The organism is Streptomyces sp. NPDC085931 (genome assembly GCF_044540565.1).
In the GTDB taxonomy this organism is placed as follows: domain Bacteria; phylum Actinomycetota; class Actinomycetes; order Streptomycetales; family Streptomycetaceae; genus Streptomyces.
Genome location: NZ_JBITSK010000005.1, coordinates 490,165 through 515,088, shown reverse-complemented (window position 1 = coordinate 515,088; position 24,924 = coordinate 490,165). Strand labels below are relative to the sequence as shown.

The following is a 24,924-nucleotide window of genomic DNA, read 5'->3' as shown; positions in this document are numbered from 1 at the left end:
GGTAGTGCTGATGTTCTGTCAACACCGCCTCCAACCCCCCGCATTACGCATCCTGTAAAGGACAAACGTGGCAGTTCTGTCCGTATCCCGCCGTACGGCCTCGCGCCGTACTGTCGCTCGCTCCCTGCGCGTCCTCGGTGTCGTCTCGGCCTCGGCCGCGCTCGCGCTCGGTGCCTCCGGCAACGCGCTCGCCTGCAACATCAACGAGTTCTCCGCCGAGGCGAAGTGCGACGGTGACAAGGGCGTCATCACCGTCACCGACGTGGACCCCGCCGGCGTGCCGGCCACGGTCACCGTCTACCTGCAGAACAACGGGGCCGACGCCAAGAAGGTCGGCGAGCAGGTCGTCAAGGGCTCGCGCGAGGGCACCACCATCACCTTCGCCGAGGAGTGGAAGCCGAACGCGGAGTACCGCATCCACGTCAAGGCCGCTCCGTACGTAGACGAGGACATCAAGCCGAACCTCGTCACCCCGGCCACGGCCTGCAAGAAGGAGGAGGAGCCCCCGGCGTCGACCCCGCCGGCCACGCCGACCCCGTCGGCCTCCCCGTCCAAGCCGGCCGAGGAGACCGCGACGCCGGCTCCCGAGCCGTCGGAGAGCGAGAGCACCACGCCGGCGGGCAACGCGCCCGCCCCGGCGGCCGGTGACTCGAACCTCGCCGAGACCGGTGCCAACTCCAACACCGGCGTCATCGCCGGCATCGCGGCGGCCCTGGTCGTCGCCGGTGGCGGTGCCGTGTTCTTCGGCATGCGCCGCCGTGGGGCGAAGACCGAGAGCTGACGCCTCATCAGAATGCCGATGTGGCCCGTCCCCCGAGGCAGGGGGGCGGGCCACGTCCGTTCGCACCGAGCCCGCAGCCTCACGAGCCCCGTGGCGAGGGTGCCGCCGCCTCAGCCGAACGTCGCCCGCCGCAGCCAGAACTCCAGCAGCTCCCGGTCGCCCAGCACCTCCACCTCCGGTGCCTCCAGGGGCAGTCGGCGGTAGAACGCGAGCAGCACGGAGGTGAGCGGTCCGCGCAGGGCGACCGTGGCCTTCTCGTGGCCCCGGCGCCAGGAGACACCGTCCCCGGTCAGCTCGATGAACCACTCCGCGTCCAGTCCGGGCCCGGTGTCGGTGGCGTGCAGGTGGATGCTGCCGCCCTGGCCGCGCAGCTCCCCCACCACGTCGTCCGGCTCGGTGCGCTGCACGTACTCCACGATCTGCAGCCACTCGTCGATCGCGTCGGCGGCCACCTCGGGGGCGACCTCGTAGGGCAGCCCGGCGGCGAGCGCGGCGTCCGCGCGGTGCACGGTGATCTCGTGCGTCACCCGGCGGGCCCAGAACCCGGCGTTCAGGACGCCCGCCCAGCCCCACACTTCGGTGTCCGGCCCGGCCTCCCGCAGGGCCGCGACGACCCGCTCGCCGCTCTCGGCCAGCCACGCGTCCAGTGCGGCGGCGTCACCCCGCGCCTCCGGCCCGGCGAAGCCCGGCACTTGCTCCTCGGGCACCTCCTCCCCGGCCCGGGTCCGCACGATGACCTCCACCCAGCGCAGGGCACCGCCCAGGTGCCGGACCAGATCCTCCAGCGACCAGTCCGGGCAGGTGGGCACGGTGCCGGACAGCTCGGCCCCGGAGGTCACCACCGACCTCAACAGACCCATCTGGTGGGCGATTTCGTCGCAGTAGCGGTCGTGCGCGAGCTGAGTCATCCCCGCACCCTAGGCCGTCGCCGGTCAGTCGAGCACCACGATTTCGGCGGCGTCGAACTCCACCCCGACCTCGTCCCCCACCTCGGGCGCCGCCCGCAGCGCGCACGCCGCCTCCAGGCGGGGGGCGTCCACGGGCTGGAGGTGGACGGCGACATGGGTGCCGCGGAACGTGCGCGCGGCCACCGTGCAGGGCAGGCCGGCGCCGACGGGCACCAGGCGCACCCCGGCGGGCCGCACCAGCAGCGTCCGCGTGCCCTGCGGTGCGCCCTCGGGCACCGGCACCTTGCCCCAGGGCGTGTCCGCCGCCCCCGCACCGACGGTCGCCTCGACGACGTTCTCGAAGCCGAGGAAGCGGGCCACGAACGCGTCGGCGGGCCGCTGCCACACCTCGAGAGGCGTGCCGGACTGGGCGATCCGCCCGTCCCGCATCACCACGACCCGGTCGGCGAGCGCGAAGGCCTCGCCCTGGTCGTGCGTGACGGCGAGCACGGTGGTGCCCAACCGGCCGAACAGTTCCTTCAGTTCGACCACCAGCCGCTCCCGCAGCGACCGGTCGAGCTGGCCCAGCGGCTCGTCCAGCATCAGCAGCCGCGGACTCGGCGCCAGGGCCCGGGCGAGGGCGACCCGCTGCTGCTCCCCGCCGGACAGGGCGGCGACGGCCCGGTTCCCGGCACCCGGCAGCCCCACCAGGTCCAGCAACTCCCGTACGCGTTCGGCCTGCCGCCGCTTGGACGCCCCGTGCATCCGCAGCCCGAAGGCGACGTTGCCTCCCACGTCGCGCTGCGGGAACAGCTGGTGGTCCTGGAACATCAGCCCCACGCCCCGCCGGTGCGCGGGCACGCCCGCCTGGTCCCGGCCGTCGAGCGTGATCCGCCCCGAGTCCAGCGGCTGCAGCCCGGCCACGGCCCGCAACAGGGTCGACTTGCCGCTGCCGCTCGGCCCCAGCACACACACGATCTCGTGCTCGGCGACCGCCAGATCGACGGCGTCCAGCACGGCCCGCCCGCCGAAGCGGACCGTCGCCCCCGTGAGGCTCAGCAGCATCAGAACTCCCCCGTCCGGTCCGTGCGCAGCCTCTCCAGCACCAGCAGGGCCACCGCGCACACCACCATCAGAATCGTCGACAGGGCCATCGCCTGCCCGTAGTTGAGGTCCCCGGGCCGCCCCAGCAGCCGGGCCACGGCCACCGGCAGCGTCGGGTTGTCGGGCCGCGCGATGAACACCGTCGCGCCGAACTCCCCCAGCGACACCGCGAAGGCGAACCCGGCCGCGATCAGCAGCGCCCGCCGTACCAGCGGCAGGTCCACCTCCCGCCACACCCGCCAGGGCGAGGCCCCGAGCACCGCGGCCGCCTCCCGCAGCCGCGTGTCCACCGCCCGCAGCACCGGAAGCATGGTCCGCACCACGAACGGCACCCCGACCAGCGCCTGCGCGAGCGGCACCAGGATCCAGGAGGACCGCAGGTCCAGCGGCGGTTCGTCCAGGGCGATCAGGAAACCGAAACCGACGGTCACCGCGGACACCCCGAGCGGCAGCATCAGCAGCGCGTCGAAGCCGCGCACGAACCGCCCGGCGTCCCGGCGGGTGAGCGCGACGGCGGCCAGTCCGCCGACCACCACGGCGATGAGCGTGGCGGCGAGGGCGTACGACAGGGAGTTGCCGATCGCCTCGATCGGCGGGACGAGGAACACTCCCCCGTCCTCGCGGGTCAGCGCCCGGTAGTAGCCGAGTCCGGGCGCGTCCAGGGACCGCTGGACCAGCACGGCGAGCGGCAGCAGGAGCAGCAGCACGACGGTGACGAGGACCCCGCCCAGCAGGGCCCACTGCCCGGCGCCGCGCGGCCTGCGCGCGGTCACGGACGGGTCCACCAGCCGCAGCGCGGTCTCCCGCCGCCGCACGGTCCAGGCGTGCAGCGCGAGGATCGCCCCCACCGCCGCGAACTGGATCAGCGTCAGCACGGCCGCCGTGGACAGGTCGAAGATCTCGGAGGTCTGCCGGTAGATCTCCACCTCCAGGGTGGAGAAGGTGGGCCCGCCGAGGATCTGGACGACGCCGAAGGAGGTGAACGTGAACAGGAAGACCATCAGCGCGGCGGCGGCCACGGCCGGGGCGAGCGCCGGCAGGGTGACCCGCCGCCAGGCCTGCGCACGGGACGCGCCGAGCATCCGCGCGGCCTCCTCCTGCCGCGGGTCGAGCTGCGCCCACAGCCCGCCGACCGTCCGCACGACGACCGCGTAGTTGAAGAAGACGTGCGCGAACAGGATCGCCCACACGGTGGTGTCCAGCCGTACGCCCCACAGCTCGTCGAGCAGCCCCCCGCGCCCGACCAGTGCCAGGAACGCCGTACCGACGACGACCGTGGGCAGGACGAACGGCACGGTCACCACCGCCCGCAGCACCTGCTTGCCCGGGAACGACAGGCGCGCGAAGACGTACGCGCCGGGGAGCGCGATCAGCAGCGTGAGCGCCGTGGAGACCAGCGCCTGCCAGGTGGTGAACCACAGCACGTGCCGGACGTCGGACTGCGCCAGCACCTCCCCGATGCGCCCGGGGTGCCAGGCCCCGTCGGCCTTCAGACCGCGCGCGACGATCGCGGCGACGGGGTAGGCGAAGAAGACCGCGAAGAACGCGACGGGCACGGCCAGCAGACCGAGCCGCGCCGCCGCGCCCCGCGTCCGGGCGGTCACTTCAGAACGAGCGAGGTCCACGACTTGACCCACGGGTCACGCCGGTCGGCGATCTTCGCCGGGTCCATGGTCTCCGGGTCCTTCGCCTGGGGCCCGTGTTCCGTGAACTCCGCCGGCACCCGGGCGTCCTCGGTCACCGGGTAGACGAACATGTTGAGCGGCATGTCCTCCTGGAACCGCTTGCCGATCAGGAAGTCGAGGAAGGCCTTGCCGCCCTCGGCGTTCCCGGCGTTGCTCAGCAGCCCGGCGTACTCGACCTGCCGGAAGCAGGTGCCCTCGGCGACCCCGGTCGGGGCGGTGCCGGGCTTCGGGTCGGCGAAGACGACCTCGGCGGGCGGCGAGGAGGCGTACGACACGACGAGCGGCCGGTCGCCCCCCGCCTTCTTGCCGCCGGCCGAGCCGGAGAACTCCTCGTTGTAGGCCTGCTCCCAGCCGTCGACGACCTTCACGCCGTTGGCCTTGAGCTTCTTCCAGTAGTCCGCCCAGCCGTCGTCGCCGTACCGTGCGGCGGTGCCGAGCAGGAAGCCCAGTCCGGGCGAGGACGAGGAGGCGTTCTCGGTGACCAGCAGGTTCTTGTAGGCGGGCTTGACCAGGTCGTCGAAGCTGCGCGGCGGCCGCAGGTCCCGGTCGGCGAAGTACTTCTTGTCGTAGTTGACGCAGATGTCGCCGGTGTCGACGGGCGTGACGCGGTGCTTGCCCTGGTCGACCCGGTACTCGGCCTTGATCCGCTCCGAGCCCTTCGCCTCGTACGGCTGGAAGAGGCCGTTGTCGAGGGCGCGGGAGAGCAGGGTGTTGTCGACGCCGAAGAAGACGTCGCCCTGCGGGTTGTCCTTGGTGAGGATGGCCTTGTTGACGGCCTGCCCGGCGTCGCCGTCCTTCAGGACGCGGACCCGGTAGCCGGACTGCTTCTCGAAGGCGGCGATGACGCCCTTGGACGCGGCCCACGAGTCGTGGCTGACCAGCGTCACGGTCTTGGAGTCGCCGGACCCCTGACCGCCGTCGGACGACCCGCACGCGGCGAGCGTGCCGGCCATGCCCAGCCCGACGACCGCGGCCGTCAGGCGCTTCGCGTTGATGCTCACTGGATTCCTCCTGGAGTGACCAGGAGAAGACGCGGCCCTGCCCGGGACTTCCGCCGTCCCGGGCAGGGCGCAACAGCTCGAGTGGCGACCGATCTCCCTACCCAGAATGACCTGGGCCAGGTTCGGAGGGTCTGCGGCTGGTGCCGCACTCTCAGCGCTGTGGCGCTCCCCTGTCGGAATATGCAGATGTTCTTACGACGGTCAGACTACCGTTCGGTGGCGGCGAGCTGACCACACGCCCCGTCGATCTCCTGACCACGGGTGTCCCGGATCGTCACCGGCACACCGTGCGCGGCGATGGCCTCCACGAACGCCTTCTCGTCCTCCGGCCGGGAGGCCGTCCACTTCGACCCGGGCGTCGGGTTCAGCGGGATGAGGTTGACGTGCACGGGCCGGCCCTTGAGCATCCGGCCGAGCCGGTCCCCGCGCCAGGCCTGGTCGTTGATGTCCCGGATCAGCGCGTACTCGATGGACAGCCGGCGCCCGGACCTGGCGCTGTACTCGAAACCGGCGTCCAGCACCTCGCGCACCTTCCACCGCGTGTTCACGGGTACGAGGGTGTCGCGCAGCTCGTCGTCCGGGGCGTGCAGCGAGATGGCCAGGCGGCACTTGAAGCCCTCGTCGGCGAACCGGTGGATGGCCGGGACGAGCCCGACCGTCGACACGGTGATCCCGCGCTGCGAGAGCCCCAGCCCGTCGGGCTCGGGGTCGGTGAGCCGCCGGATGGCGCCGACGACCCGGTTGTAGTTCGCGAGGGGCTCGCCCATGCCCATGAACACGATGTTGCTCAGCCGCGCCGGACCGCCGGGGACCTCCCCGTCCCGCAGGGCGCGCATCCCGTCCACGATCTGGTGCACGATCTCGGCGGTGGACAGGTTCCGGTCCAGTCCCGCCTGCCCCGTCGCACAGAACGGGCAGTTCATCCCGCACCCGGCCTGGGAACTGATGCACATGGTCACCCGGTCCGGGTAGCGCATCAGCACGGACTCGACGAGCGTCCCGTCGAACAGCCGCCACAACGTCTTGCGCGTGGTGCCCTCGTCGGTCGACAGATGCCGCACGACGGTCATCAGCTCGGGCAGCAGCGCTTCGCGCAGCCGCTCCCGGGACCCGGCGGGGATGTCGGTCCACTGCTCCGGATCATGCGCGTACCGCGCGAAGTAGTGCTGCGAGAGCTGCTTGGCACGAAACGGCTTCTCCCCGACAGCGGCAACGGCCTCCTTGCGCTCGGCAGGAGTGAGATCGGCAAGATGCCGCGGCGGCTTCTTGGCTCCGCGCGGGGCAACGAAAGTGAGTTCTCCGGGTGCAGGCATAACCCTTCCAGTGTGGCAGATCGACGCCGGGTGCCCTGGCGGGAGCGGGGTGGGGGTGGTCACCTGCGGTGAGTACAACGGCGGCGAGCCCCCGCCCGGCACCGGACGGAGGCTCGCTCCAGGGATCGGTTCCGTTCAGCCGGAGCCGACGAAGAGGACCAGCAGCAGCCAGACGACCGGAGCGGTCGGCAGCAGCGAGTCGAGCCGGTCCATGATGCCGCCGTGGCCCGGCAGCAGCGTGCCCATGTCCTTGATGCCGAGGTCCCGCTTGATCATGGACTCGCCGAGGTCGCCGAGCGTCGCGCTGACCGCGACCGCGAGGCCGAGGACCAGACCCTGCCACCAGGCGCCGTCGTCGATGAGGAACTGCATGCACAGCGCGCCCACGACCATGGCGAAGGACACCGCGCCGGCCAGGCCCTCGCGGGTCTTGCCGGGGCTGATGCGCGGCGCGAGCTTGGTCCGGCCGAAGCGCCAGCCGACGGCGTAGGCCCCGGTGTCGCTGACGACGGTGAGCAGCAGGAAGGTGAGCACCCGCTGCGGCCCGTCGTCCGCGGTCAGCATCATCGCGACGAACGTCGCCAGGAACGGCACGTAAAACGCCGCGAAGACGCCCGCCGTGACGTCCCGGAGGTAGTTCTCGGGCGGTTCCGTCATGCGCCAGACGAGCACGGCCAGGGCCGTCAGCGCCATGGCCACCCACGCGCCCTCGGCACCCCGGACGTAGCCGGCGACGACCATCGCGGCACCGCCGAGCGCGAGCGGCACGAGCGGCGCCCGGATGCCCTTGCGTTCGTCCAGCCGCTTGGTCAGCTCCCACAGGCCCACTACCACGGCGACCGCGACGACCCCGACGAAGACAGCCTTGACGATGAACAGCGAGGCGACGATCACCGCGCCGAGCCCGACGCCCACCCCTATCGCGGCACTGAGGTCGCGACCCGCGCTCTTCTTCTGCGGCTTGGGGGCCGGCTGTGAGGCGTCGGGCATGGGCTCCGGGTTCGTCTCGTTGCGGACCGGGGGGCCACCCGGCGTGGCGGTCCTCCGGTCGTCATCCTGGTTTCCGCCGTGTGCGGCCAGGTCGGGCACGATGGGCATGGGGCGAGTGTGAGGCGCCTCCCGCGCATCGTATGCGGGACCCGCCGGGACGGCCCCTCGGACGTGTCCGTGGCCGTGACTCTGCACGGGCCCGTGACTCTGTACCGGCCCATGGCCCTGAACGGGCCCATGAGCCGGCACGGGCCCGTGGCCCGTCGTGGGCCCGTGGCCCGGGCCCGGCGCGGGTCCGGGGCCGTGCCCTTGGTCGGTGGGCCCCCAGTACCCGGCCTGTGGCGGCGCCCCCCAGGAAGAGTCGTTCATCAGACCTCGAGGAGCTCTGCTTCCTTGTGCTTCAGGAGCTCGTCCACCTGCGCGACGTACTTCGCGGTGGTGTCGTCGAGCTCCTTCTCCGCACGGCGGCCCTCGTCCTCGCCGACCTCGCCGTCCTTGATCAGCTTGTCGATCGCTTCCTTGGCCTTGCGGCGCACGGAGCGGATCGAGATCTTCGCGTCCTCGCCCTTGCCCTTGGCGACCTTGATGTACTCGCGGCGGCGCTCCTCGGTCAGCTCGGGGAACACCACCCGGATGATGTTGCCGTCGTTGCTCGGGTTGACGCCCAGGTCGGAGTCGCGGATGGCCTGCTCGATGTTGCGCAGCGCGCTCTTGTCGAACGGCGTCACCACGGCCATGCGCGGCTCGGGCACGGAGAACGAGGCCAGCTGGTTGATCGGCGTCGGCGCGCCGTAGTAGTCGGCCACGATCTTGTTGAACATCGCCGGGTGCGCACGGCCGGTGCGGATCGCGGCGAAGTCCTCCTTGGCGACCACGACGGCCTTCTCCATCTTCTCCTCGGCCTCGAGGAGGGTCTCTTCGATCACCACTTGCTCCTGCGTGTCTTGAGTAGGCCCGGCTGCGGTTCCATGTGGGGCGGCGGCCGGCTGCGTCGCGTCTTCTTCTGGCACGGTTCCCGACCGGTAGGACATTGTCCATCCCCCGGCCCGGCTCCGTCCCGTCCGTCCCCCGGACGGGGTTGTTCCGGTGTCTCAGTCCCGGCTGCCGGGGTCCCCCACCAGCGTGCCGATCTTCTCACCCTTGACGGCGCGGGCGATGTTGCCCTCCGCGAGCAGCTCGAAGACCACGATCGGGAGCTTGTTGTCGCGGCACAGCGTCACGGCCGTGGCGTCGGCGACCTTCAGGTCGCGGGTGATGACCTCGCCGTAGCCGAGGTGGTCGAACTTCACGGCGTCCGGGTTGGTCTTCGGGTCGGAGTCGTAGACCCCGTCCACGCCGTTCTTGCCCATCAGCAGCGCCTCGGCGTCGATCTCCAGGGCGCGCTGGGCGGCGGTGGTGTCGGTGGAGAAGTAGGGCATGCCCATACCGGCGCCGAAGATCACCACACGGCCCTTCTCCAGGTGGCGCACGGCGCGCAGCGGGATGTACGGCTCGGCGACCTGGCCCATGGTGATGGCGGTCTGCACACGGCAGTCCACGCCGACCTTCTCCAGGAAGTCCTGCAGGGCGAGGCAGTTCATGACCGTGCCGAGCATGCCCATGTAGTCGGAGCGGGCCCGGTCCATGCCGCGCTGCTGCAGTTCGGCGCCGCGGAAGAAGTTGCCGCCGCCGATGACGACCGCGATCTGCGCGCCGTCACGCACGACGGCCGCGATCTCGCGGGCGATCTTGTGCACCACGTCGGGGTCGACGCCCAGGCCGCCACCGCCGGAGAAGGCCTCTCCGGACAGCTTCAGCAGAAACCGGCCGCGTACTTTGCCGTCGTCGCTCTTCTGGGCCTTGGTGGTCATGGGGGATCCCGCCTCTTTCACGTGGTGCACATACGAAGAAGGCCATTGCCGGTGGGGCGTGTTTCGCATCCCATACGGCAATGGCCTCCTCGTCAGATCTGCTGTCGTCCGTCACCCCTGTGACGGCGTACGCGGACGACTGCTGTCGACCCTATCGGGGCCGCGCGTCGATCGCGGTACGGACTCAGATGCCGACCTTGATGCGCGTGAAGCGCTTCAGGGTGACACCGGCCTCGTCCAGGACCTTCTGGACGGACTTCTTGTTGTCGAGCGCGTACGGCTGGCCGAGCAGCGTGGCGTCCTTGAAGAAGCCGTTGAGGCGACCCTCGACGATCTTCGGCAGGGCGGCCTCGGGCTTGCCCTCGGCGCGGGTGGTCTCCTCGGCGACGCGGCGCTCGGACTCGACGACCTCGGCCGGCACGTCCTCCTTGGAGAGGTACTTCGGCGCGAAGGCGGCGATGTGCTGGGCGACGCCCTTGGCGATCTCCGCGTTCGGCTTGTCCAGCTCGACGAGGACACCGATCTGCGGGGGCAGGTCGGGCATCGTGCGGTGCATGTACGCCGTGACGTAGCCGTCGGCGAACTGCGCGAAGCGGTCCAGGACGATCTTCTCGCCCAGGTTGGCGTTGGCCTCGTCGACGAACGCCTGGACGGTCTTGCCGGCCTCGATCTCGGAGGCGAGCAGGGCCTCCAGGTCGGCCGGGGAGGTCTTGGCGACGTGCTGGGCGATCTGGTTGGCGACGCTCTGGAACTTCTCGCCCTTGGCGACGAAGTCCGTCTCGCACTTCAGCTCGACGAGGACGCCGGAGGAGTTGTCGTCGGCGATGACCGAGACCACGGCGCCGTTCTCGGCGGAGCGGCCCTCGCGCTTGGCGACGCCCTTCTGGCCCTTGATCCGGAGCGCCTCGACGGCCTTCTCGACGTTGCCCTCGGCCTCGTCCAGCGCCTTCTTGCAGTCCATCATGCCGGCGCCCGTGAGCTCGCGGAGCTTCTTGACGTCGGCGGCGGTGTAGTTCGCCATGAGTCTGTGAATCTTTCTCGAAGTCGGAAGATCGAAGATCTGCGGGATGCACCCCCATGGAGCCCGGGGGCGCTGTCCTTCCGCCGACCTACGGGTGAACGGCGGGAGCGGACTTCATCGCGCCGAAGGCGCCTGGTGATGGAGTGCCGCTCCCGCCGTCAACGCGGACTGACGGGTCAGGCCTGCTCGGCCTCGGCCGGCTTCTCGTCCTCGGCCGGCTTCTCGGCCTCGGCGGCCGGAGCGGCGTCAGCGGCCGGAGCAGCCTCGGCGGCCGGGGCAGCCTCGGCGGCGGGGGCGGCCTCGTCGGCCTTCTTCTCGCCCTCGAGCAGGTCGCGCTCCCACTCGGCCAGCGGCTCGCCGGCGGCCTTCTCGCCCTTGCCCTCGGTGGCGACACCGCTGCGGGCGATGAGGCCCTCGGCGACGGCGTCGGCGATGACGCGGGTGAGCAGGGTGACGGAGCGGATCGCGTCGTCGTTGCCCGGGATCTTGTAGTCGACCTCGTCGGGGTCGCAGTTGGTGTCGAGGATCGCGACCACCGGGATGTTCAGCTTCCGGGCCTCACCAACGGCGATGTGCTCCTTCTTGGTGTCCACGATCCAGACGGCGCTGGGCACCTTCTGCATCTCGCGGATACCGCCGAGGGTCTTCTCCAGCTTGGCCTTCTCGCGGGAGAGGACCAGCAGCTCCTTCTTGGTCAGACCGGAGGACGCGACGTCCTCGAAGTCGATCTGCTCGAGCTCCTTCAGGCGCTGCAGGCGCTTGTAGACGGTCGAGAAGTTGGTGAGCATGCCGCCCAGCCAGCGCTGGTTGACGTAGGGCATGCCGACGCGGGTGGCCTGCTCGGCGATGGCCTCCTGCGCCTGCTTCTTGGTGCCGACGAACATGACCGTGCCGCCGTGGGCGACGGTCTCCTTGACGAACTCGTAGGCGCGGTCGATGTACGACAGCGACTGGAGCAGGTCGATGATGTAGATGCCGTTGCGCTCCGTGAAGATGAACCGCTTCATCTTCGGGTTCCAACGACGGGTCTGGTGACCGAAGTGGACGCCGCTCTCCAGCAGCTCCCGCATCGTGACGACGGCCATGGCCGTAACTCCTTGAATGTTCTCGGTTGTGCCGCGGATGCCGGACGGCTTCCGCGCCTGACGCCCACTGCGCGCCGTGCCACTGGGGACCGAGGGGCGCTGATACGGCCCGTTGCCGAAGCTCGTATCGGGGCGTGCGAAGTCGACCCGGTGGCCCGGGTCGCCACCAGAAGTGTACGGGACCCGGGAGGTCCCGGGTGACGCCGTTGTCCACAACCGGGCGCCGGTCCACAGGCCCGGGCGGCGACGGCGGGCTTTCGGGACGCTTTGCCCATGCGAGCGAAGCGATGTGTGCGCGTGATCACGCGCCTGGTCCTGCTGCTGACCCTGACGACGGCCGTCCTCCTGGCACCGCCGCCGCCCTTGTTCGCGGCCGTCCGGCCGGCACCGCCGCCGCCCCTGCCCGCGGCCGTCCGGCCGGCCTGGGCCGCCACCGCGCCGGCCTCGGCCGTCACCGCGCCGGCCGCGGACGTCACCGTCCCGGCGGTGGGGCGCTCCTGGCCGGTCGGTCTGCGGCCCCCGGTGCTGCGCGGCTGGGAACCGCCGGCGACGGTCTACGGGCCGGGCCACCGGGGAGTGGATCTGGCGGCGGCGCCCGGGACGCCGGTGCTGGCGGTGGCGGCGGGGCGGGTGGCCTTCGCGGGCCGGGTGGCGGGCAAGGGCGTGGTCTCGGTGGAGCTCTCCGGCACCGGCGACCCCCCGCTGCGCACGACGTACGAGCCGGTCACGGCGTCCGTCGAGGAGGGCGAGGAGGTGGAACCGGGCGAGGTGATCGGCACGGTGGCAGCGGGCGGCTCGCACTGCACGTCCCCGTGCGTGCACTGGGGACTGCGCAGGGGCGGGACCTATGTGAACCCGCTGGACCTGCTGCCGCCCTGGCTGCTGCACCGGGGCCCGTCGCGGCTGCTGCCGGTGTTCGCGTGACGGCGAGCGTCCCCGGTGCACCGGCCTTCCGCCGCCGCCCGGGCCCGTCGGCACGGCCGGGCCGTCTGCCGCTGACCGGGCGCCACCCGCTGACCGGGCGCCACCCGGCACAGGTCAGGCGGGGCTCAGCCCCGTACGCCCCGCAGGGCCATCGACACGGCGGCCTCCGTGATCGCCCCGGGCTCCTCGGCCGCCCCCAGCTCGATCCTGCGCACCGCCGCGTCCACCACGCCCTGCACCAGCATCGCCGCGAGCCGCGGCTGCTCGTGTCCCAGTTCCGCGAGTGCCTCGACGATCATCGCGACCAGCCCGCCGTGCGCGGCCCGGATCTTCTCGCGCGCGCCCGCGTCGAGCTCACTCGCCGAGATCGCGACCACGGCCCGGTGCCGCCGGTCCCCGACCAGCTCCAGCTGCTGCCGCACGTACGCCTCGACCTTGGCCTCGGGTGTCTCCGCCCGCTCCATGGCGGCCGACACCTCCGCCGCCCAGACCGGGAAGTCGACCTCGCACAGCTCCTCGACCACGGCCGCCCGTGACCGGAAGTACTCGTAGACGCTCGACCGCGCGAGGCCCGTCCGCTCGGCGAGGGCCGGGAAGGTCAGCGCCTCCGTACCGCCCTCGGACAACAAGGAACGAGCCGCGTCCAGCAGGGCGGCTCGCTGCATCGACCGGTGCTCGGCCACGGAGGCCGCTCGAATCCTTGGCACGTCATCCACTCTACGGACGCGCCCGGCCCGACGGGAGTGGCTCTCGCCGGACCCCCGCGCCGGCCTGCCGGGTCAGCGACCAAAACCGGCCAGTTTGGCTCTCAGCTGCAGGACGGACTTGGTGTGGATCTGGCTGACCCGGCTCTCGGTCACACCCAGCACGTTGCCGATCTCGGCCAGGGTGAGGCCCTCGTAGTAGTAGAGCGTGACCACCGTCTTCTCCCGGTCGGGCAGCGTGTTGATCGCCCGCGCCAGAAACCTCCGCAGCTCCCGGTCCTCGGCCACCTCCACGGGGTTGTCGGCGGCGGTGTCCTCCAGCGTGTCCATGACGCTGAGCCCGTCGCCGCCGTCGGCCCCGCCGTGCAGCAGCTCCTCCAGGGCGACCACGTTGGCCAGCGACAACTGGCTGAACACCGCGTGCAGGTCCTCCACCGCGATGCCCATCTCGGCGGCCACCTCGCTCTCCGTCGGCGTCCGCCGCAACCGCGCCTCCAGCGTGGCGTACGCCCGCTCCACGTTGCGCGCCTTCTGCCGCACCGAGCGGGGGATCCAGTCCAGCGCGCGCAGCTCGTCGATCATCGCCCCGCGGATGCGCGTGATCGCGTACGTCTCGAACTTGATCTCCCGGTCGAGGTCGAACTTCTCGATCGCGTCGATCAGCCCGAACACTCCCGAGGAGACGAAGTCCGCCTGCTCCACGTTGGACGGCAGGCCCACGCTGACGCGTCCCGCGACGTACTTCACGAGCGGCGAGTAGTGCAGGATCAGCTGCTCCCGCAGCCGCTCGTCCCCCGTCGCCTTGTACGACCGCCACAGCTCGTCGAGCGTCGAGGGAGCGGGCGGCCGCACGCTGCCACCGTCACGGGCGGCTGGGGGGATCGCCGCCCGGTCGGACCCGGAGGTGTGCTGGGGCATTCGTCGCCTTGTGCCGTTCTGCTGCGGAGTGGTGCTGCCGAGGTGAGCTGTCTGTCTGATGTCGAGTTGCCTGTCCGTGTCGGGATCCTCGTGAGCGTAGCGTGACTGCGGCGTCGCGGTGCGCGAAGGAGGGAGGTCGAAGCGGGCGCAGATACGTTCCGCGAGGCGCCTCGCCGGGTCGCCGCCCTCGCTCGGTGTGATCACCCGAGAAGCCCAACTCGGCGCATTTCCAAGGGCTGTGGGCGTTCCCCCGGACGGCCGAACCGGGGCGGTCAGCCCGGTCCGGGAGCACCGCGGACCGACGTCACCGCCTGGCGTGTCAACTTCCAGCCGTCGCCGTGTCGTTCGACGTAACCGAGTGCTCGGAGTTCGTACAGTCTCGCGATCGCGTCGTCCCGCGCGGTCTGCGCACGGCGCGCGATCTCGTCCGGCCGGGCGGCCCCGCGCCCCGGCAGTGCGGCGAGCACCTGCCGGGTGGCCGGTTCCAGCAGGTCCCGGGGCAGGACGGGGCCGCGCCGGTCCGGTGCCAGCTGCCCGATGTCGCCGACCAGCTCCACGACGTCGGCGGCGTCGGTGACCAGGGTGGCCTCGCCGCGCAGCAGCTCGTGCACCCCGGCCGACAGGGCGCTGGTGGCGGGGCCCGGGACGCCCATGGTGTGCCGGCCGAGCCGCTGGGCCGCCCGGGCCGTGACGAGGGAGCCGCTGCGGTGGGCGGCCTCGACGACCACGGTGCCCCGGGTGAGGGCCGCGATCACGCGGTTGCGCAGGATGAACCGGCTGGGGGTCGGATGGTCGCCGGGCGGCAGCTCGCCGATCACCAGTCCCTGTTCGGCGATCCTGCCGATCAGCTGGGTGTGCCCCCGGGGATAGGGCCGGTCGACGCCGCAGGCGAGGACGGCGACGGTGGCGCCGCCCGCGCCGAGCGCTCCGCGGTGGGCGGCGCCGTCGACACCGTAGGCGCCGCCGGAGACCACGACCCAGCCCTGCTCGGCGAGGCCGGCGGCGAGGGTGGCCGCCATGTGGGCCCCGTACTCGGTGCAGGCCCGGGCGCCGACGACGGCGACGGACTTCAGCGCCCACATCCGCAGGGCGGCCCGCCCCCGGACCCAGAGCCCGAGGGGCCGGGCGTCCCCGAGGTCGTCGAGCTGCGCCGGCCATTCCGTGCCGCCGGGGCACACGAACCGCACCCCGGCGTCGCGGGCGACGGCGAGATCCTGGCGCGGCCGGGCGACGGCGGCCCGGGCCAGGAGTCCGGCCCACCGCTTCCCGCTGACGCCCGGCAGGGCCGCCCCGCCCTCCTGGAGCCGCCGTACGACTTCCCCGGCCCCGAACTCCCGCACCCACCGCCCACCGGCCTCGTCGCCGGGCTCGATGACCCGGGTGAGGAAGATCCGGTCGAGCAGGTCGCCGTCCGGTTCGTCGTGGGCGCTCACGTCAGCGCCCCGATCGCCATGGGTACGCCCCGGGGCACTCCGGTGCGCAGTTGCAGCGCCAGGGCGACATCCGTCGCGTCGGGCCGGTCGTGGCCCACCAGGTCGGCGACGGTCCAGGCCACGCGCAGGACGCGGTCGAGGCCCCGGGCGGTCAGGACGCCCCGCTCCAGGTTCCGCTCCGCCTCGTCCATCGCGCCGGGCACGGCGTACCAGCGGCTGCGCAGCTCCCGCCCGGGCACCTCGCTGTTCGTGCGCCAGGGGGTGCCGGCCAGGCGCTCCGTGGCCCGGTCCCGGGCGGCGCGGACCCGGTCGGCGACCGTCGCCGTGGACTCACCGCGGGCACCGCAGGCGGTCAGCTCCGTGCGTGTGACACGGTCCACCTCGACGCGCAGGTCGACCCGGTCGAGCAGCGGGCCCGAGAGCCTGGCCTGGTAGCGGCGGATCGCCGAGGGCGGGCACTCGCACAGGTCGTCCCGCAGCGAGAACCGGCCGCACGGACAGGGGTTGGCCGCCAGCACCATGAGGAACTTCGCCGGGAAGCGCACGACGCCCGCGCTGCGCGCGATCACGACGTGCCCGGCCTCCAGCGGCTGGCGCAGCGCGTCCAGCGCCTGACTGCTGAACTCGGGCGTTTCGTCCAGGAACAGCACGCCGCGGTGCGACAAGGAGACCGCGCCGGGCCGCGCGATGCCCGGGCCGCCGCCGACGAGCGCCTGCATGGTGGCCGAGTGGTGGGGGGCGCAGTAGGGGGCGACGTCGATGAGCGGCTTGCCCGGGGGCAGCAGACCCGCCACCGAGTGGACCGCCGTGACCTCCAGCGACTCCTGCCGGCCGAGCCGGGGCAGGATCGTCGGCAGCCGCTCGGCGAGCATCGTCTTGCCCGCCCCGGGCGGCCCCTCCAGGAAGAGGTGGTGCCCGCCGGCCGCGGCCACCTCCACCGCCGTGCGCGCCGAGGTCTGGCCGACGACGTCCGCGAGGTCGTGATGGTGGTCGTGCTGGGCGGCTCCCACGCTGTGCATGCCGGTGGCCGCGCCGGTGCCCGGCATCCGCAGGCCGGCCAGGAGCGGGTCGGGGCGGCCCAGTGCGTCGGGTTCCTCGTCGGGTACGGGTTCGTCGGCCAGGATGGCGATCAGCTGCCGCAGGCTGCGGACGCCCAGCACCGAGACGCCGGGCACCAGCGACGCCTCGGCGGCGGCACACTCCGGCACCACCACCTGCTCATACCCCGCGTCCGCCGCCGCCAGCACCGCCGGCAGGACGCCCCGGACCGGCCGCACCCGCCCGTCCAGGCCCAGTTCGCCGATCATCACGATGTCGGCCAGGACCCGGGGGTCGATGCGCTCCGCCGCGCCGAGGACGGCCGCCGCGACGGCCAGGTCGAAACCACTGCCCGACTTCGGGACCGAGGCGGGGCTCAGCCCCACCGTGAGTTTCTTCTGCGGCCAGGCCGCGCCCGAGTTGACGACCGCGGCGCGCACCCGGTCGCGGCTCTCGGTCAGGCTCTTGTCGGGCAGCCCCACCAGCGTGAACGCCGCCACACCCGGTTCGAGGTCGGCCTGGACCTCGACGACCACGCCCTCGACGCCCACCAGCGCCACCGAACACGTACGGGCGAATGCCATCAGGCCACCCCCCGCACATGTTCGACGACGGCCGCGCCGCGGGCCGGCAGCAGCACCCCGACCACGTCGATGCGGACCCCGCCGGGCGGCGCGCCGCCGTGGGTCTGGATCCAGCGCTCGGCGAGGTCCCGCAGCCGCTCCGCCTTCTGCGGGGTCACGGCCGCCAGCGGATGCTCGAAGGGACCTTCCCGGCGGGTCTTCACCTCGCAGACGACCAGGACGTCCCCGTCCCGGGCCACGATGTCGATCTCCCCGGCGCGGCCGGAGCGCCAGTTGCGCTCCACGACCGTCAGCCCGGTCTCCGCCAGCCGCCGGGCCGCCAGGGTCTCTCCGTACCTGCCCATCGCACTGCGTGCGTTCATCTCGGCACCACCTCCGGCGCCAACGATCACGCAGCCGCGCCCACCCGGTGGATCTTGGTGGACACCTCAGCCGTTGTGGACAACCTCGTCACCCCTCCGGGTGACCGGACGGAGTCACCCGGAGGGCAGCTCCAGATCGCTCTTGTTCAGCTCCTCGATGTTCACGTCCTTGAACGTGAGCACCCGGACCTGCTTCACGAAGCGGGCCGGCCGGTACATGTCCCAGACCCAGGCGTCCGCCATGGACACCTCGAAGAACACCTCACCCTGGACGGAGTGCACCTGCATCTCGTAGTCGTTGGTGAGGTAGAAGCGCCGCTCGGTCTCGATCACGTATTTGAACAGACCGACGACATCGCGGTACTCCCGGTAGAGCTTCAGCTCCATCTCGGTCTCGTACTTCTCGAGGTCCTCGGCGCTCATGGCATGTTCCCCTTCAGCCGTGCGATCCCCCCATTGTGCGCCAGTCCCGTCAGCCCCTAGACGATTTCCGCGTCAAGGGTCACGGGCCTGGCCGGAGGACCCTCGTCGAGCAGCGTGCGCAGCAGCCCGGCGAGCCTGGTCGGATACACCGTCTCATGTGCCCGGCTCAGTTCCGGACACGTCCACCAGCGCGCTCCGGCGACGCTGCGCCGTTCCAGTTCGGTCAGCCCGGCGGCGGCGATCTCCGTCCGGTCCGTGCGGGCCAGGTAGTACCACTCGTCCTGGTCCCAGCGTCGGCCCGCGAACGGGAAGGAGCACCTGCGCCGCCACAGCACCGGGCCGAGTTCGACCTCGGTGATCCCTGTCTCCTCGGCGAGTTCCCGCAGGGCTGCCTGTTCACGGGTCTCGTCGCCCTCCACACCGCCGCCGGGGGTGAACCACCAGTCGTCGGACGGATCGTCCGGCTCGTGCCCGTGCAGCAGCAGGATGCGGTCCAGCGGGTCGAGCAGCACCACCCGGGCGACCTTGCGCAGTCCGCCCTCGTAGGTGTCCCGGCCCGCCGGCACGGCCTCAGCGGACACCCGCGGGCTCCGCGCTCGTCCGGCGGGCCCGGGCCGCTCCCGTCCGCTTGGCGATGGGCCCGTAGGCGCCCCCGCCCAGGACGAGCACGGCGCCGGCGATGACCAGGAGGGTGATCGTCCGCAGGGGGCCGGGTGAGGAGAGAGCGCCGAGCGGCTCGAAGCCGGTGGGGCGCTCCAGCATGCCCTTCATGGGCCAGACGACGGCGTCCACGCGCGCGTCCACGGCGGAGCGGGACACCGTGCCGCCGGCGGCGTCGGTGAGGTGGGCGGTGGAGTCCACGGAGTTGCCGCGCTCGTCGCCGAGCAGGAACAGGCGGCCCTCGGGGACGGTCACGGTCGGGAAGTTGCTCATCTCCGCCGGTGTGCCCGCGGGCAGGTAGGTCTCGTCGATCTCCTTGCCGTTGACCCGCAGCTTGCCGTCCTGGCAGCAGGAGACCGTGTCACCGCCGACGGCGACCACGCGCTTGACCATGGGCGCGTTGGCCCAGGTGGCGTCCTTGAAGACGACGACGTCACCGCGGCGCACGGCACCGCCGTCGACCCGCTGCGCCAGGATGCGGTCGCCCGCGTCGATCGTCGGCGTCATCGAGCTGGTCGGCACGGTGTACGGCCGGTACACCACCGCGCCCCAGGCGAAGCCCCCGAGGAAAAGCACCAGGCCCAGTGCGACGGCCAGCCCGGACAACCGCTGTCCGGTCCGGCTGCCCACCGGGCCCGTGCCGGGGCCGCCGCCGCGCGGGGCCGTGTGCGTCATGCTCTCGCCACCCATGGGTCCGCACCCTACCCGGGGGTACCGGCCGGGGTCAGCAGACGGATGGAATCCCGCCCTCCCGGCCGGGACCGGCGCGGCCGGCGCCCGCTACGGCTTGCGGCGGCGCCACCACACCACCGGAACCACCCCGGCCAGCGCCAGGCCCTGCGGCGCCACCGGGAGGCCGGCGGCGGCCGGCTGGGCGTTCAGGCCGGGCTGGTCGAAGGTGTCGGGCACCGGCAGGTTGGCCCAGCGGTTGACCGGCCAGGCGACGACGATGGCCCGCCCGACGACGTCCTTCACGGGGACCATGCCGTGGTTCTTGTCGGACTGGTTGTAGCGGGAGTCCCGGGAGTTCTGCCGGTGGTCGCCCATGACCCAGATGTAGCCCTCGGGGACCTTCACCTTGAACTGGCCGCCCTGGTCGTCGACGCTGCACGGCGTGTTGCCGGGGTAGACGTACGACGTCTCGTTCAGCGCCTTGCCGTTGACCGTCAGCGGGCCGGTGTTCTTGCACTCGACGGTGTCGCCGCCGACGCCGACGACGCGCTTGATGAGGTCCTTCTCCTCCACCGACGGCATGAGGCCGATCCAGCTGAGGAAGGTCTGCAGGGCGTTCGGGTCCGTGGTGGGCTCGCCCGCCAGCCAGTTGTCGGGGTCGTGGAAGACGACGACCTCGCCGCGCTCGGGCTCGGAGCCGAACCACGGGGTGAGCTTGTCGACGAGGACGCGGTCGCCCTGCTGGAGGGTGTTCTGCATCGAGTCGGAGGGGATGGAGAACGCCTGCACCAGGAACGTCTTGATCAGCAGCGCCAGCACCAGCGCGATACCGATCAGGATGGGCAGCTCCTTCCAGAAGGAGCGCGGTTTCTTCGCCGTCCGGGCTGTACCGCCCGGTCCCTGGCCCTCGGCCGTGCTGTGCTCGTCCGTCACCCTGTCGCCCTCGGCTGCCCCGGAGTCACTCCCGGAGGTCACGGCGCTGTCCGCGGCCGGGACGGCGGATTCCGCGGGACGCCCGCGGTGCTCCTCGCCGTCGTGTCCGGACCGTGCGCCGACCGCCACATCCCCCACGCCAACTCCTCACTCTGTGCCGCCGCCTGCCCCACACACGGCGCAGGCCCACCACTCCCATAACGAGCGGGAGTTCCGCAGGGGTCGGGAGCTGGATCGCTTCGTTCGAATCGTCGGAGGCAACCCTATGCGACAGCCGGGGGGCAGCGGTCGACCCGGTGCCCGAGTCGGACACCGAGGCGTAGGTGTTCGGCTCCTCCAGGGTGGTCCAGTGGCCCAGGGGCCAGGCGATGACCATGGCGCGGCCGACGACCTCGTCCTCGGAGACGGTGCCGCCGTAGTCGGTGTCCTGGTGGGCGCGCGAGTCCGCGGAGTTGTTGCGGTGGTCGCCCATCACCCACAGGCGCCCCTGCGGGACGGTGATGTCGAACGGCGTGTCCGACGGGGCGGCGCCCGGGTACAGGTAGTCCTCGTTCAGCGGGACGCCGTTGACGGTCACGCGCCCTTGCGCGTCACAGCACTTGACGCGGTCGCCGCCGACGCCGACGACCCGCTTGATGAGGTCCTTCTCGTTCTCCGACGGCAGCAGGCCGATGAAGGTGAGCCCTTCCTTGATCTGCTTGATGACGACCGGGTCGTCCTTCTTGGCCGTGGGCTGCTCGTCCTGGAGCCAGCCGCCGGGGTCCTTGAACACGACGACGTCCCCGCGCTGCGGCTCGGAGCCGAACCACGGGGTGAGCTTGTCGACCAGGACGCGGTCGCCGATCCGGATCGTCTGCTCCATGGAGCCCGACGGAATGACGAAGGCCTGGACGAGGAAGGTCTTCAGCACGAGGGCTATCAGCACGGCGACGCCGACGAGGAGGGGTATCTCCTTGACGGCACCGCGCCTGCGGCGCCGCTTGACCTTCTTCTGGAGCTTGCGCCGCTCGGCGCGCGTACGGCCGCCGGAGGAGCCGGCGGCGCGCCGGGCGCCGGTGGGCAGCAGGTTGTCCGCCGGGCCGGCCGGGACCCCGCGCGGTTTGCCGCGGTTACCCATGGGCGCCCGCCTTCCCGGCGGGGGCGGGCACGCGCGCGTAGGCGCCGGGGCGGTGCAGCCGGGTCGCGTGCGCGAAGGGCCAGACGATCGCGTCGGCGCGGCCGATCACCACGCCGACGGGGACCATGCCGCCGCCGGGCGAGCCGAGGTGGTCGCGGGAGTCGCTGGAGTCGCTGCGGTGGTCGCCGAGGAGGAAGAGCCTGCCGTCGGGCACGACGACGTCGAAGGGCACCGCGGACGGGCTGTCCCCGGGGTACAGGAAGCCCGACTCGTCGACCGGCCGGCCGTTCACCTGGATCCTCCCCTCCTCGTCGCAGCAGACGACGTGGTCTCCGGCCACGCCGACCACGCGTTTGACGTAGTCCGCGGGCCCGAAGTACCCGGTGCCGTCGAACACGACGATGTCTCCCCGCTGCGGCGCGGCACCGAAACGGTACGCCAACTTATTTACGAGAACCCGGTCCCCGATCCTCAATCCCCGCTCCATCGATCCGCTGCGGATCTGGAACGGCCGCAGGACGAACGTGCTGAGGAACAGCAGGAACAGCAGGCAGGTCAGGGCGGTGAGAGTGATCCGGCCGCCCGGCAGCCAGGAGCCGGCACGCGACACCAACGCGAAACGCGACCGTCCCTCCGGCCCCGCGGAGTCCGGGGTGGTGTCCCCGGAGCCGGAAGGGCGGGAGGAGCGGTCGCGCTCCGTGTGCTGTGCTTCGGTGTCCATCGGAGCCAGATGCTATCCGGCTCCGATGTGAACCCCGGAGAGCGCTCAGTTCTCGCGCTTCTCCTTGATCTTCGCGGCCTTGCCGCGCAGCTCGCGCAGGTAGTACAGCTTGGCGCGGCGGACGTCACCCTTGGTGACGAGCTCGATCTTCTCCACGATCGGGGTGTGCACCGGGAAGGTGCGCTCGACGCCGACGGAGAAGGAGACCTTGCGGACCGTGAAGGTCTCGCGCACGCCGGAGCCCTGGCGGCGGATCACGACGCCCTTGAACTGCTGCACACGGGAGCGGTTGCCCTCGATGACGCGGACGTGCACGTTGACCGTGTCGCCCGGACGGAAGGCGGGGACGTCGCTGCGCAGCGACGCGGAGTCGACGGTGTCGAGCAGGTGAGACATTTCGTCTGCTTTCCTCGCTGATGCCACAGGTCATCAACGGAAACTAGGTGTTTCGGGATCAGGGTCGCGCGGGTCGGGGCGGGCGTCGTCTCCCCCTGTGGCAGGGGCGCACGCCGGACGGACGCACAACAGCTCGCTATTCTTCCATGCCCTCGGTCCTGCGCCAAAATCGGCCGTACGGCTCCCCCGCCGGGTCCGGCGCCCAGCCCAGGATGGAGAGCATCTCCCGGTCCTTCTTGTCGAAGGCCTTGGGGTCGCACCGCTCGATGAGGTCGGGCCGGTTCGCGGTGGTGCGCCTGAGGGCCTCGTCCCGGCGCCAGCGGGCGATCTTCCCGTGGTGCCCGCTGAGCAGCACGTCGGGAATGTCCCGGCCGCGCCACTCGGGCGGCTTGGTGTAGACGGGCCCTTCGAGCAGGTTGGCCATGGCGCCGGGCGCGAAGGAGTCGTCCCGGTGGGACTCGGCGTTGCCCAGGACGCCCGGCAGCAGCCGCGCCACGGCCTCCGTGACGACCAGCACGGCCGCCTCGCCGCCGGCCAGGACGTAGTCGCCGATGGAGACCTCGTAGACCGGCATGCGGGTCGCGTACTCGTCGACGACGCGGCGGTCGATGCCCTCGTAGCGGGCCGGCGTGAAGATCAGCCAGGGGCGCTCGGAGAGGTGGACGGCGAGTTCCTGGGTGAAGGGGCGGCCGCTGGGGGTGGGCACGATGAGGACGGGCTCGCCGGAGCCGGCCTCGTAGCCGTCGGCGAGGACGGAGTCCAGGGCGTCTCCCCAGGGCCCGGTCTTCATGACCATGCCGGGGCCGCCGCCGTAGGGGGTGTCGTCGACGGTGTTGTGCCGGTCGTAGGTCCAGGACCGCAGGTCGTGGACGTGGACGTCGAGCTGTCCTCGCGCGCGTGCCTTGCCGACGAGGGAGACGTTCAGCGGTTCCAGGTACTCGGGGAAGATCGTGACGACGTCGAGGCGCATCAGGACTCGTCCCGGCCGGAGGCGATCTCGGCGCGGTCGTCGATCAGGCCCGGGGGCGGGGTGATGACGGCCTTCTGCTCCTCCAGGTCGATCTCGGCGACGATCTCCTCGACGAAGGGGATCATCACCTCGCTGCCGTCGGGCCGCTCCACGATGAACAGGTCCTGGGTGGGCAGGTGCGAGATCTCCGTGATCCGCCCGACCTCGGTGCCGTCCGCGGTGACCACGTCGAGGTCGACGAGCTGGTGGTCGTAGTACTCGTCCTCGCCCTCGGGCAGTTCCTCCGGGTCGACCTCCGCGATCAGGAGGGTGTTGCGCAGGGCCTCGGCGGCGGTGCGGTCGCGGACGCCCTCGAAGCGCAGCAGGAGGCGGCCGCTGTGGACGCGGCCCGTCTCGATGGTGAGGGGTCCCGCGGAGGCGGGTTCGGTGGCGAGCACGCAACCGGGGGCGAGCCTCAGCTCCGGCTCGTCGGTCCGTACCTCGACGGTGACCTCACCCTTGATGCCATGGGCACGGCCGATCCGTGCGACTACCAGCTGCACGTTGTCCATTCTCCTGTCATACGACTGCGGGCCGGGGACGGCCCTGTGGCCCTCCCCGGCCCGAGCCGGTGCTGCTGCGAAAGCGTCAGCGGACGTGGTCCACGTCGACGAGGTCGACGCGGACACCGCGACCGCCGATGGCGCCCACGACGGTGCGCAGGGCGCGTGCGGTGCGGCCGTTGCGGCCGATCACCTTGCCGAGGTCGTCCGGGTGGACCCGGACCTCGAGCACCCGCCCGCGGCGCAGGTTGCGCGAGGCGACCTGCACATCGTCAGGGTTGTCGACGATGCCCTTCACGAGGTGCTCGAGAGCCTCCTCGAGCATGCTCAGGCCTCGGTCGAAGCGGACTCAGCGGCGGCGTCGTCCTTCTTCTCAGCCTTCTTCTTCTGGGTGATGGCCTCACCCTTGCCCTCGTCGTCACCGCCGAGAGCCTCGAACGACGGGCGCGCGGCCTTCTCGGGCTGCGTCAGGAGCGGGGCCGGAGCCGGCTCGCCCTTGAACTTCTGCCAGTCGCCGGTCTTCTTCAGGATGGCGAGGACGGGCTCGGTCGGCTGCGCGCCGACACCCAGCCAGTACGCGACACGGTCCGCGTCGACCTCGATCACCGACGGGTTGTACGTCGGGTGGTACTTGCCGATCTCCTCGATCGCACGGCCGTCACGACGGGTGCGGGAGTCGGCGACGACGATGCGGTAGTGAGGCGAACGGATCTTGCCCAGACGCTTCAGCTTGATCTTGACTGCCACGGGAGTGGGTTCTCCTGGATTTGACGTGGTTGGGCACGGCGAGGAAGCCGCGTGGGGTTGCGG

General features: G+C 71.8%; 28 protein-coding genes and 1 riboswitch. Of the genes, 2 read left to right on the top strand and 26 right to left on the bottom strand.

The features are described from left to right. The first annotated feature begins 67 nt into the window (after nt 1-67). On the top strand, nt 68-781 hold the full coding sequence (locus tag ACIGAN_RS13500) for an LAETG motif-containing sortase-dependent surface protein (RefSeq protein WP_365739263.1): 714 nt from the start codon (nt 68-70) through the stop codon (nt 779-781). A 110-nt stretch (nt 782-891) separates the two neighbouring features. Here the strand turns inward: ACIGAN_RS13500 and ACIGAN_RS13495 are convergent, their stop codons facing one another. From ACIGAN_RS13495 to rpsB, 10 genes are all read right to left on the bottom strand, one after another. Further along, entirely contained in the window at nt 892-1,689 is a 798-nt protein-coding gene (locus tag ACIGAN_RS13495) for a maleylpyruvate isomerase family mycothiol-dependent enzyme (RefSeq protein WP_399857218.1), read from the bottom strand. A 24-nt stretch (nt 1,690-1,713) separates the two neighbouring features. Further along, nucleotides 1,714-2,733 (bottom strand): ABC transporter ATP-binding protein, encoded by a 1,020-nt coding sequence (locus ACIGAN_RS13490; RefSeq protein WP_399857216.1) that lies wholly within the window; start codon nt 2,731-2,733, stop codon nt 1,714-1,716. Continuing rightward, nucleotides 2,733-4,397, bottom strand: coding sequence for an ABC transporter permease (locus ACIGAN_RS13485; protein WP_365739269.1), 1,665 nt, complete (start codon nt 4,395-4,397; stop codon nt 2,733-2,735). Before ACIGAN_RS13485 ends, ACIGAN_RS13490 begins: the two co-directional genes overlap by 1 nt. Then, a complete protein-coding gene (locus ACIGAN_RS13480; protein WP_399857241.1) occupies nt 4,373-5,410 on the bottom strand; it encodes a thiamine ABC transporter substrate-binding protein in 1,038 nt (345 codons plus the stop codon). Before ACIGAN_RS13480 ends, ACIGAN_RS13485 begins: the two co-directional genes overlap by 25 nt. 124 nt (nt 5,411-5,534) lie before the next feature. Further along, nucleotides 5,535-5,640, bottom strand: a riboswitch (TPP riboswitch). Nucleotides 5,641-5,664: 24 nt separating this feature from the next. Further along, entirely contained in the window at nt 5,665-6,771 is a 1,107-nt protein-coding gene (gene rlmN / locus ACIGAN_RS13475; RefSeq protein ID WP_365094352.1) for a 23S rRNA (adenine(2503)-C(2))-methyltransferase RlmN, read from the bottom strand. Between the two features lie 135 nt (nt 6,772-6,906). Beyond that, a complete protein-coding gene (locus ACIGAN_RS13470) occupies nt 6,907-8,130 on the bottom strand; it encodes a phosphatidate cytidylyltransferase (protein ID WP_399857213.1) in 1,224 nt (407 codons plus the stop codon). Further along, nucleotides 8,130-8,687: a ribosome recycling factor gene (frr, locus tag ACIGAN_RS13465; protein ID WP_006136598.1), complete on the bottom strand. Its 558-nt coding sequence runs from the start codon at nt 8,685-8,687 to the stop codon at nt 8,130-8,132. Before frr ends, ACIGAN_RS13470 begins: the two co-directional genes overlap by 1 nt. 165 nt (nt 8,688-8,852) lie before the next feature. Beyond that, nucleotides 8,853-9,611, bottom strand: a complete 759-nt coding sequence (pyrH, locus tag ACIGAN_RS13460) for a UMP kinase (RefSeq protein ID WP_003993277.1) — start codon at nt 9,609-9,611, stop codon at nt 8,853-8,855. Between the two features lie 184 nt (nt 9,612-9,795). Then, on the bottom strand, nt 9,796-10,632 hold the full coding sequence (gene tsf / locus ACIGAN_RS13455) for a translation elongation factor Ts (RefSeq protein WP_365094358.1): 837 nt from the start codon (nt 10,630-10,632) through the stop codon (nt 9,796-9,798). Between the two features lie 176 nt (nt 10,633-10,808). After that, nucleotides 10,809-11,717 (bottom strand): 30S ribosomal protein S2, encoded by a 909-nt coding sequence (rpsB, locus tag ACIGAN_RS13450; protein WP_365094360.1) that lies wholly within the window; start codon nt 11,715-11,717, stop codon nt 10,809-10,811. A gap of 273 nt (nt 11,718-11,990) precedes the next feature. On the opposite strand from rpsB, the gene ACIGAN_RS13445 reads away from it, so the two are divergent. Then, entirely contained in the window at nt 11,991-12,641 is a 651-nt protein-coding gene (locus ACIGAN_RS13445) for a peptidoglycan DD-metalloendopeptidase family protein (RefSeq protein WP_399857210.1), read from the top strand. A gap of 125 nt (nt 12,642-12,766) precedes the next feature. Here ACIGAN_RS13445 and ACIGAN_RS13440 read toward each other — a convergent pair whose 3' ends face one another. From ACIGAN_RS13440 to rpsP, 16 genes are all read right to left on the bottom strand, one after another. Further along, entirely contained in the window at nt 12,767-13,324 is a 558-nt protein-coding gene (locus ACIGAN_RS13440) for a TetR/AcrR family transcriptional regulator (protein ID WP_309097633.1), read from the bottom strand. Nucleotides 13,325-13,420: 96 nt separating this feature from the next. Next, complete coding sequence (gene whiG / locus ACIGAN_RS13435) at nt 13,421-14,263, bottom strand: RNA polymerase sigma factor WhiG (RefSeq protein ID WP_365739280.1); 843 nt, start codon at nt 14,261-14,263, stop codon at nt 13,421-13,423. Nucleotides 14,264-14,535: 272 nt separating this feature from the next. Then, a complete protein-coding gene (dprA, locus tag ACIGAN_RS13430) occupies nt 14,536-15,696 on the bottom strand; it encodes a DNA-processing protein DprA (RefSeq protein ID WP_399857208.1) in 1,161 nt (386 codons plus the stop codon). Next, a complete protein-coding gene (locus tag ACIGAN_RS13425; protein ID WP_399857206.1) occupies nt 15,693-17,318 on the bottom strand; it encodes a YifB family Mg chelatase-like AAA ATPase in 1,626 nt (541 codons plus the stop codon). The genes dprA and ACIGAN_RS13425 overlap by 4 nt, the downstream gene beginning before the upstream one ends. After that, nucleotides 17,318-17,710 carry a YraN family protein gene (locus ACIGAN_RS13420; RefSeq protein WP_365094369.1) on the bottom strand — a complete coding sequence of 131 codons (393 nt, stop codon included), beginning with the start codon at nt 17,708-17,710 and terminating at the stop codon, nt 17,318-17,320. The genes ACIGAN_RS13425 and ACIGAN_RS13420 overlap by 1 nt, the downstream gene beginning before the upstream one ends. 84 nt (nt 17,711-17,794) lie before the next feature. Further along, entirely contained in the window at nt 17,795-18,103 is a 309-nt protein-coding gene (locus tag ACIGAN_RS13415) for a DUF2469 domain-containing protein (RefSeq protein ID WP_003993268.1), read from the bottom strand. Between the two features lie 56 nt (nt 18,104-18,159). Then, nucleotides 18,160-18,684 (bottom strand): NUDIX hydrolase, encoded by a 525-nt coding sequence (locus ACIGAN_RS13410; RefSeq protein ID WP_365094372.1) that lies wholly within the window; start codon nt 18,682-18,684, stop codon nt 18,160-18,162. Then, nucleotides 18,674-19,453: a signal peptidase I gene (gene lepB / locus ACIGAN_RS13405; RefSeq protein ID WP_399857204.1), complete on the bottom strand. Its 780-nt coding sequence runs from the start codon at nt 19,451-19,453 to the stop codon at nt 18,674-18,676. The genes ACIGAN_RS13410 and lepB (ACIGAN_RS13405) overlap by 11 nt, the downstream gene beginning before the upstream one ends. 90 nt (nt 19,454-19,543) lie before the next feature. Then, entirely contained in the window at nt 19,544-20,506 is a 963-nt protein-coding gene (gene lepB, locus ACIGAN_RS13400) for a signal peptidase I (protein ID WP_365739288.1), read from the bottom strand. Beyond that, nucleotides 20,394-21,485 carry a signal peptidase I gene (gene lepB / locus ACIGAN_RS13395; protein ID WP_365739290.1) on the bottom strand — a complete coding sequence of 364 codons (1,092 nt, stop codon included), beginning with the start codon at nt 21,483-21,485 and terminating at the stop codon, nt 20,394-20,396. The genes lepB (ACIGAN_RS13400) and lepB (ACIGAN_RS13395) overlap by 113 nt, the downstream gene beginning before the upstream one ends. After that, a complete protein-coding gene (gene lepB, locus ACIGAN_RS13390; RefSeq protein ID WP_399857201.1) occupies nt 21,478-22,206 on the bottom strand; it encodes a signal peptidase I in 729 nt (242 codons plus the stop codon). The genes lepB (ACIGAN_RS13395) and lepB (ACIGAN_RS13390) overlap by 8 nt, the downstream gene beginning before the upstream one ends. A 45-nt stretch (nt 22,207-22,251) precedes the next feature. Further along, entirely contained in the window at nt 22,252-22,602 is a 351-nt protein-coding gene (rplS, locus tag ACIGAN_RS13385) for a 50S ribosomal protein L19 (protein ID WP_030852073.1), read from the bottom strand. Between the two features lie 136 nt (nt 22,603-22,738). Beyond that, nucleotides 22,739-23,572, bottom strand: coding sequence for a tRNA (guanosine(37)-N1)-methyltransferase TrmD (trmD, locus tag ACIGAN_RS13380; RefSeq protein ID WP_399857199.1), 834 nt, complete (start codon nt 23,570-23,572; stop codon nt 22,739-22,741). Continuing rightward, nucleotides 23,572-24,114 carry a ribosome maturation factor RimM gene (gene rimM / locus ACIGAN_RS13375; RefSeq protein WP_365739295.1) on the bottom strand — a complete coding sequence of 181 codons (543 nt, stop codon included), beginning with the start codon at nt 24,112-24,114 and terminating at the stop codon, nt 23,572-23,574. Before rimM ends, trmD begins: the two co-directional genes overlap by 1 nt. Nucleotides 24,115-24,199: 85 nt before the next feature. Beyond that, nucleotides 24,200-24,439: an RNA-binding protein gene (locus ACIGAN_RS13370; protein ID WP_003973401.1), complete on the bottom strand. Its 240-nt coding sequence runs from the start codon at nt 24,437-24,439 to the stop codon at nt 24,200-24,202. 2 nt (nt 24,440-24,441) lie between these two features. Beyond that, nucleotides 24,442-24,861, bottom strand: coding sequence for a 30S ribosomal protein S16 (rpsP, locus tag ACIGAN_RS13365; RefSeq protein WP_365094391.1), 420 nt, complete (start codon nt 24,859-24,861; stop codon nt 24,442-24,444). Between the last annotated feature and the right edge of the window lie 63 nt (nt 24,862-24,924).

Excerpts from the sequence above, each read along its gene's own strand:
- ACIGAN_RS13495 (WP_399857218.1), bottom strand. The coding sequence starts at position 1,689 with ATGACTCAGCTCGCGCACGACCGCTACTGCGACGAAATCGCCCACCAG.
- lepB (WP_365739290.1), bottom strand. The coding sequence starts at position 21,485 with ATGGGTAACCGCGGCAAACCGCGCGGGGTCCCGGCCGGCCCGGCGGAC.
- tsf (WP_365094358.1), bottom strand. The coding sequence starts at position 10,632 with ATGGCGAACTACACCGCCGCCGACGTCAAGAAGCTCCGCGAGCTCACG.
- ACIGAN_RS13425 (WP_399857206.1), bottom strand. The coding sequence starts at position 17,318 with ATGGCATTCGCCCGTACGTGTTCGGTGGCGCTGGTGGGCGTCGAGGGC.
- ACIGAN_RS13370 (WP_003973401.1), bottom strand. The coding sequence starts at position 24,439 with ATGCTCGAGGAGGCTCTCGAGCACCTCGTGAAGGGCATCGTCGACAAC.
- rpsB (WP_365094360.1), bottom strand. The coding sequence starts at position 11,717 with ATGGCCGTCGTCACGATGCGGGAGCTGCTGGAGAGCGGCGTCCACTTC.
- lepB (WP_399857201.1), bottom strand. The coding sequence starts at position 22,206 with ATGGACACCGAAGCACAGCACACGGAGCGCGACCGCTCCTCCCGCCCT.
- whiG (WP_365739280.1), bottom strand. The coding sequence starts at position 14,263 with ATGCCCCAGCACACCTCCGGGTCCGACCGGGCGGCGATCCCCCCAGCC.
- lepB (WP_399857204.1), bottom strand. The coding sequence starts at position 19,453 with ATGGGTGGCGAGAGCATGACGCACACGGCCCCGCGCGGCGGCGGCCCC.
- ACIGAN_RS13480 (WP_399857241.1), bottom strand. The coding sequence starts at position 5,410 with ATGGCCGGCACGCTCGCCGCGTGCGGGTCGTCCGACGGCGGTCAGGGG.
- ACIGAN_RS13445 (WP_399857210.1), top strand. The coding sequence starts at position 11,991 with ATGCGAGCGAAGCGATGTGTGCGCGTGATCACGCGCCTGGTCCTGCTG.
- ACIGAN_RS13415 (WP_003993268.1), bottom strand. The coding sequence starts at position 18,103 with ATGAGCGCCGAGGACCTCGAGAAGTACGAGACCGAGATGGAGCTGAAG.
- rplS (WP_030852073.1), bottom strand. The coding sequence starts at position 22,602 with ATGTCTCACCTGCTCGACACCGTCGACTCCGCGTCGCTGCGCAGCGAC.
- trmD (WP_399857199.1), bottom strand. The coding sequence starts at position 23,572 with ATGCGCCTCGACGTCGTCACGATCTTCCCCGAGTACCTGGAACCGCTG.
- ACIGAN_RS13470 (WP_399857213.1), bottom strand. The coding sequence starts at position 8,130 with ATGAACGACTCTTCCTGGGGGGCGCCGCCACAGGCCGGGTACTGGGGG.
- ACIGAN_RS13490 (WP_399857216.1), bottom strand. The coding sequence starts at position 2,733 with ATGCTGCTGAGCCTCACGGGGGCGACGGTCCGCTTCGGCGGGCGGGCC.
- pyrH (WP_003993277.1), bottom strand. The coding sequence starts at position 9,611 with ATGACCACCAAGGCCCAGAAGAGCGACGACGGCAAAGTACGCGGCCGG.
- rlmN (WP_365094352.1), bottom strand. The coding sequence starts at position 6,771 with ATGCCTGCACCCGGAGAACTCACTTTCGTTGCCCCGCGCGGAGCCAAG.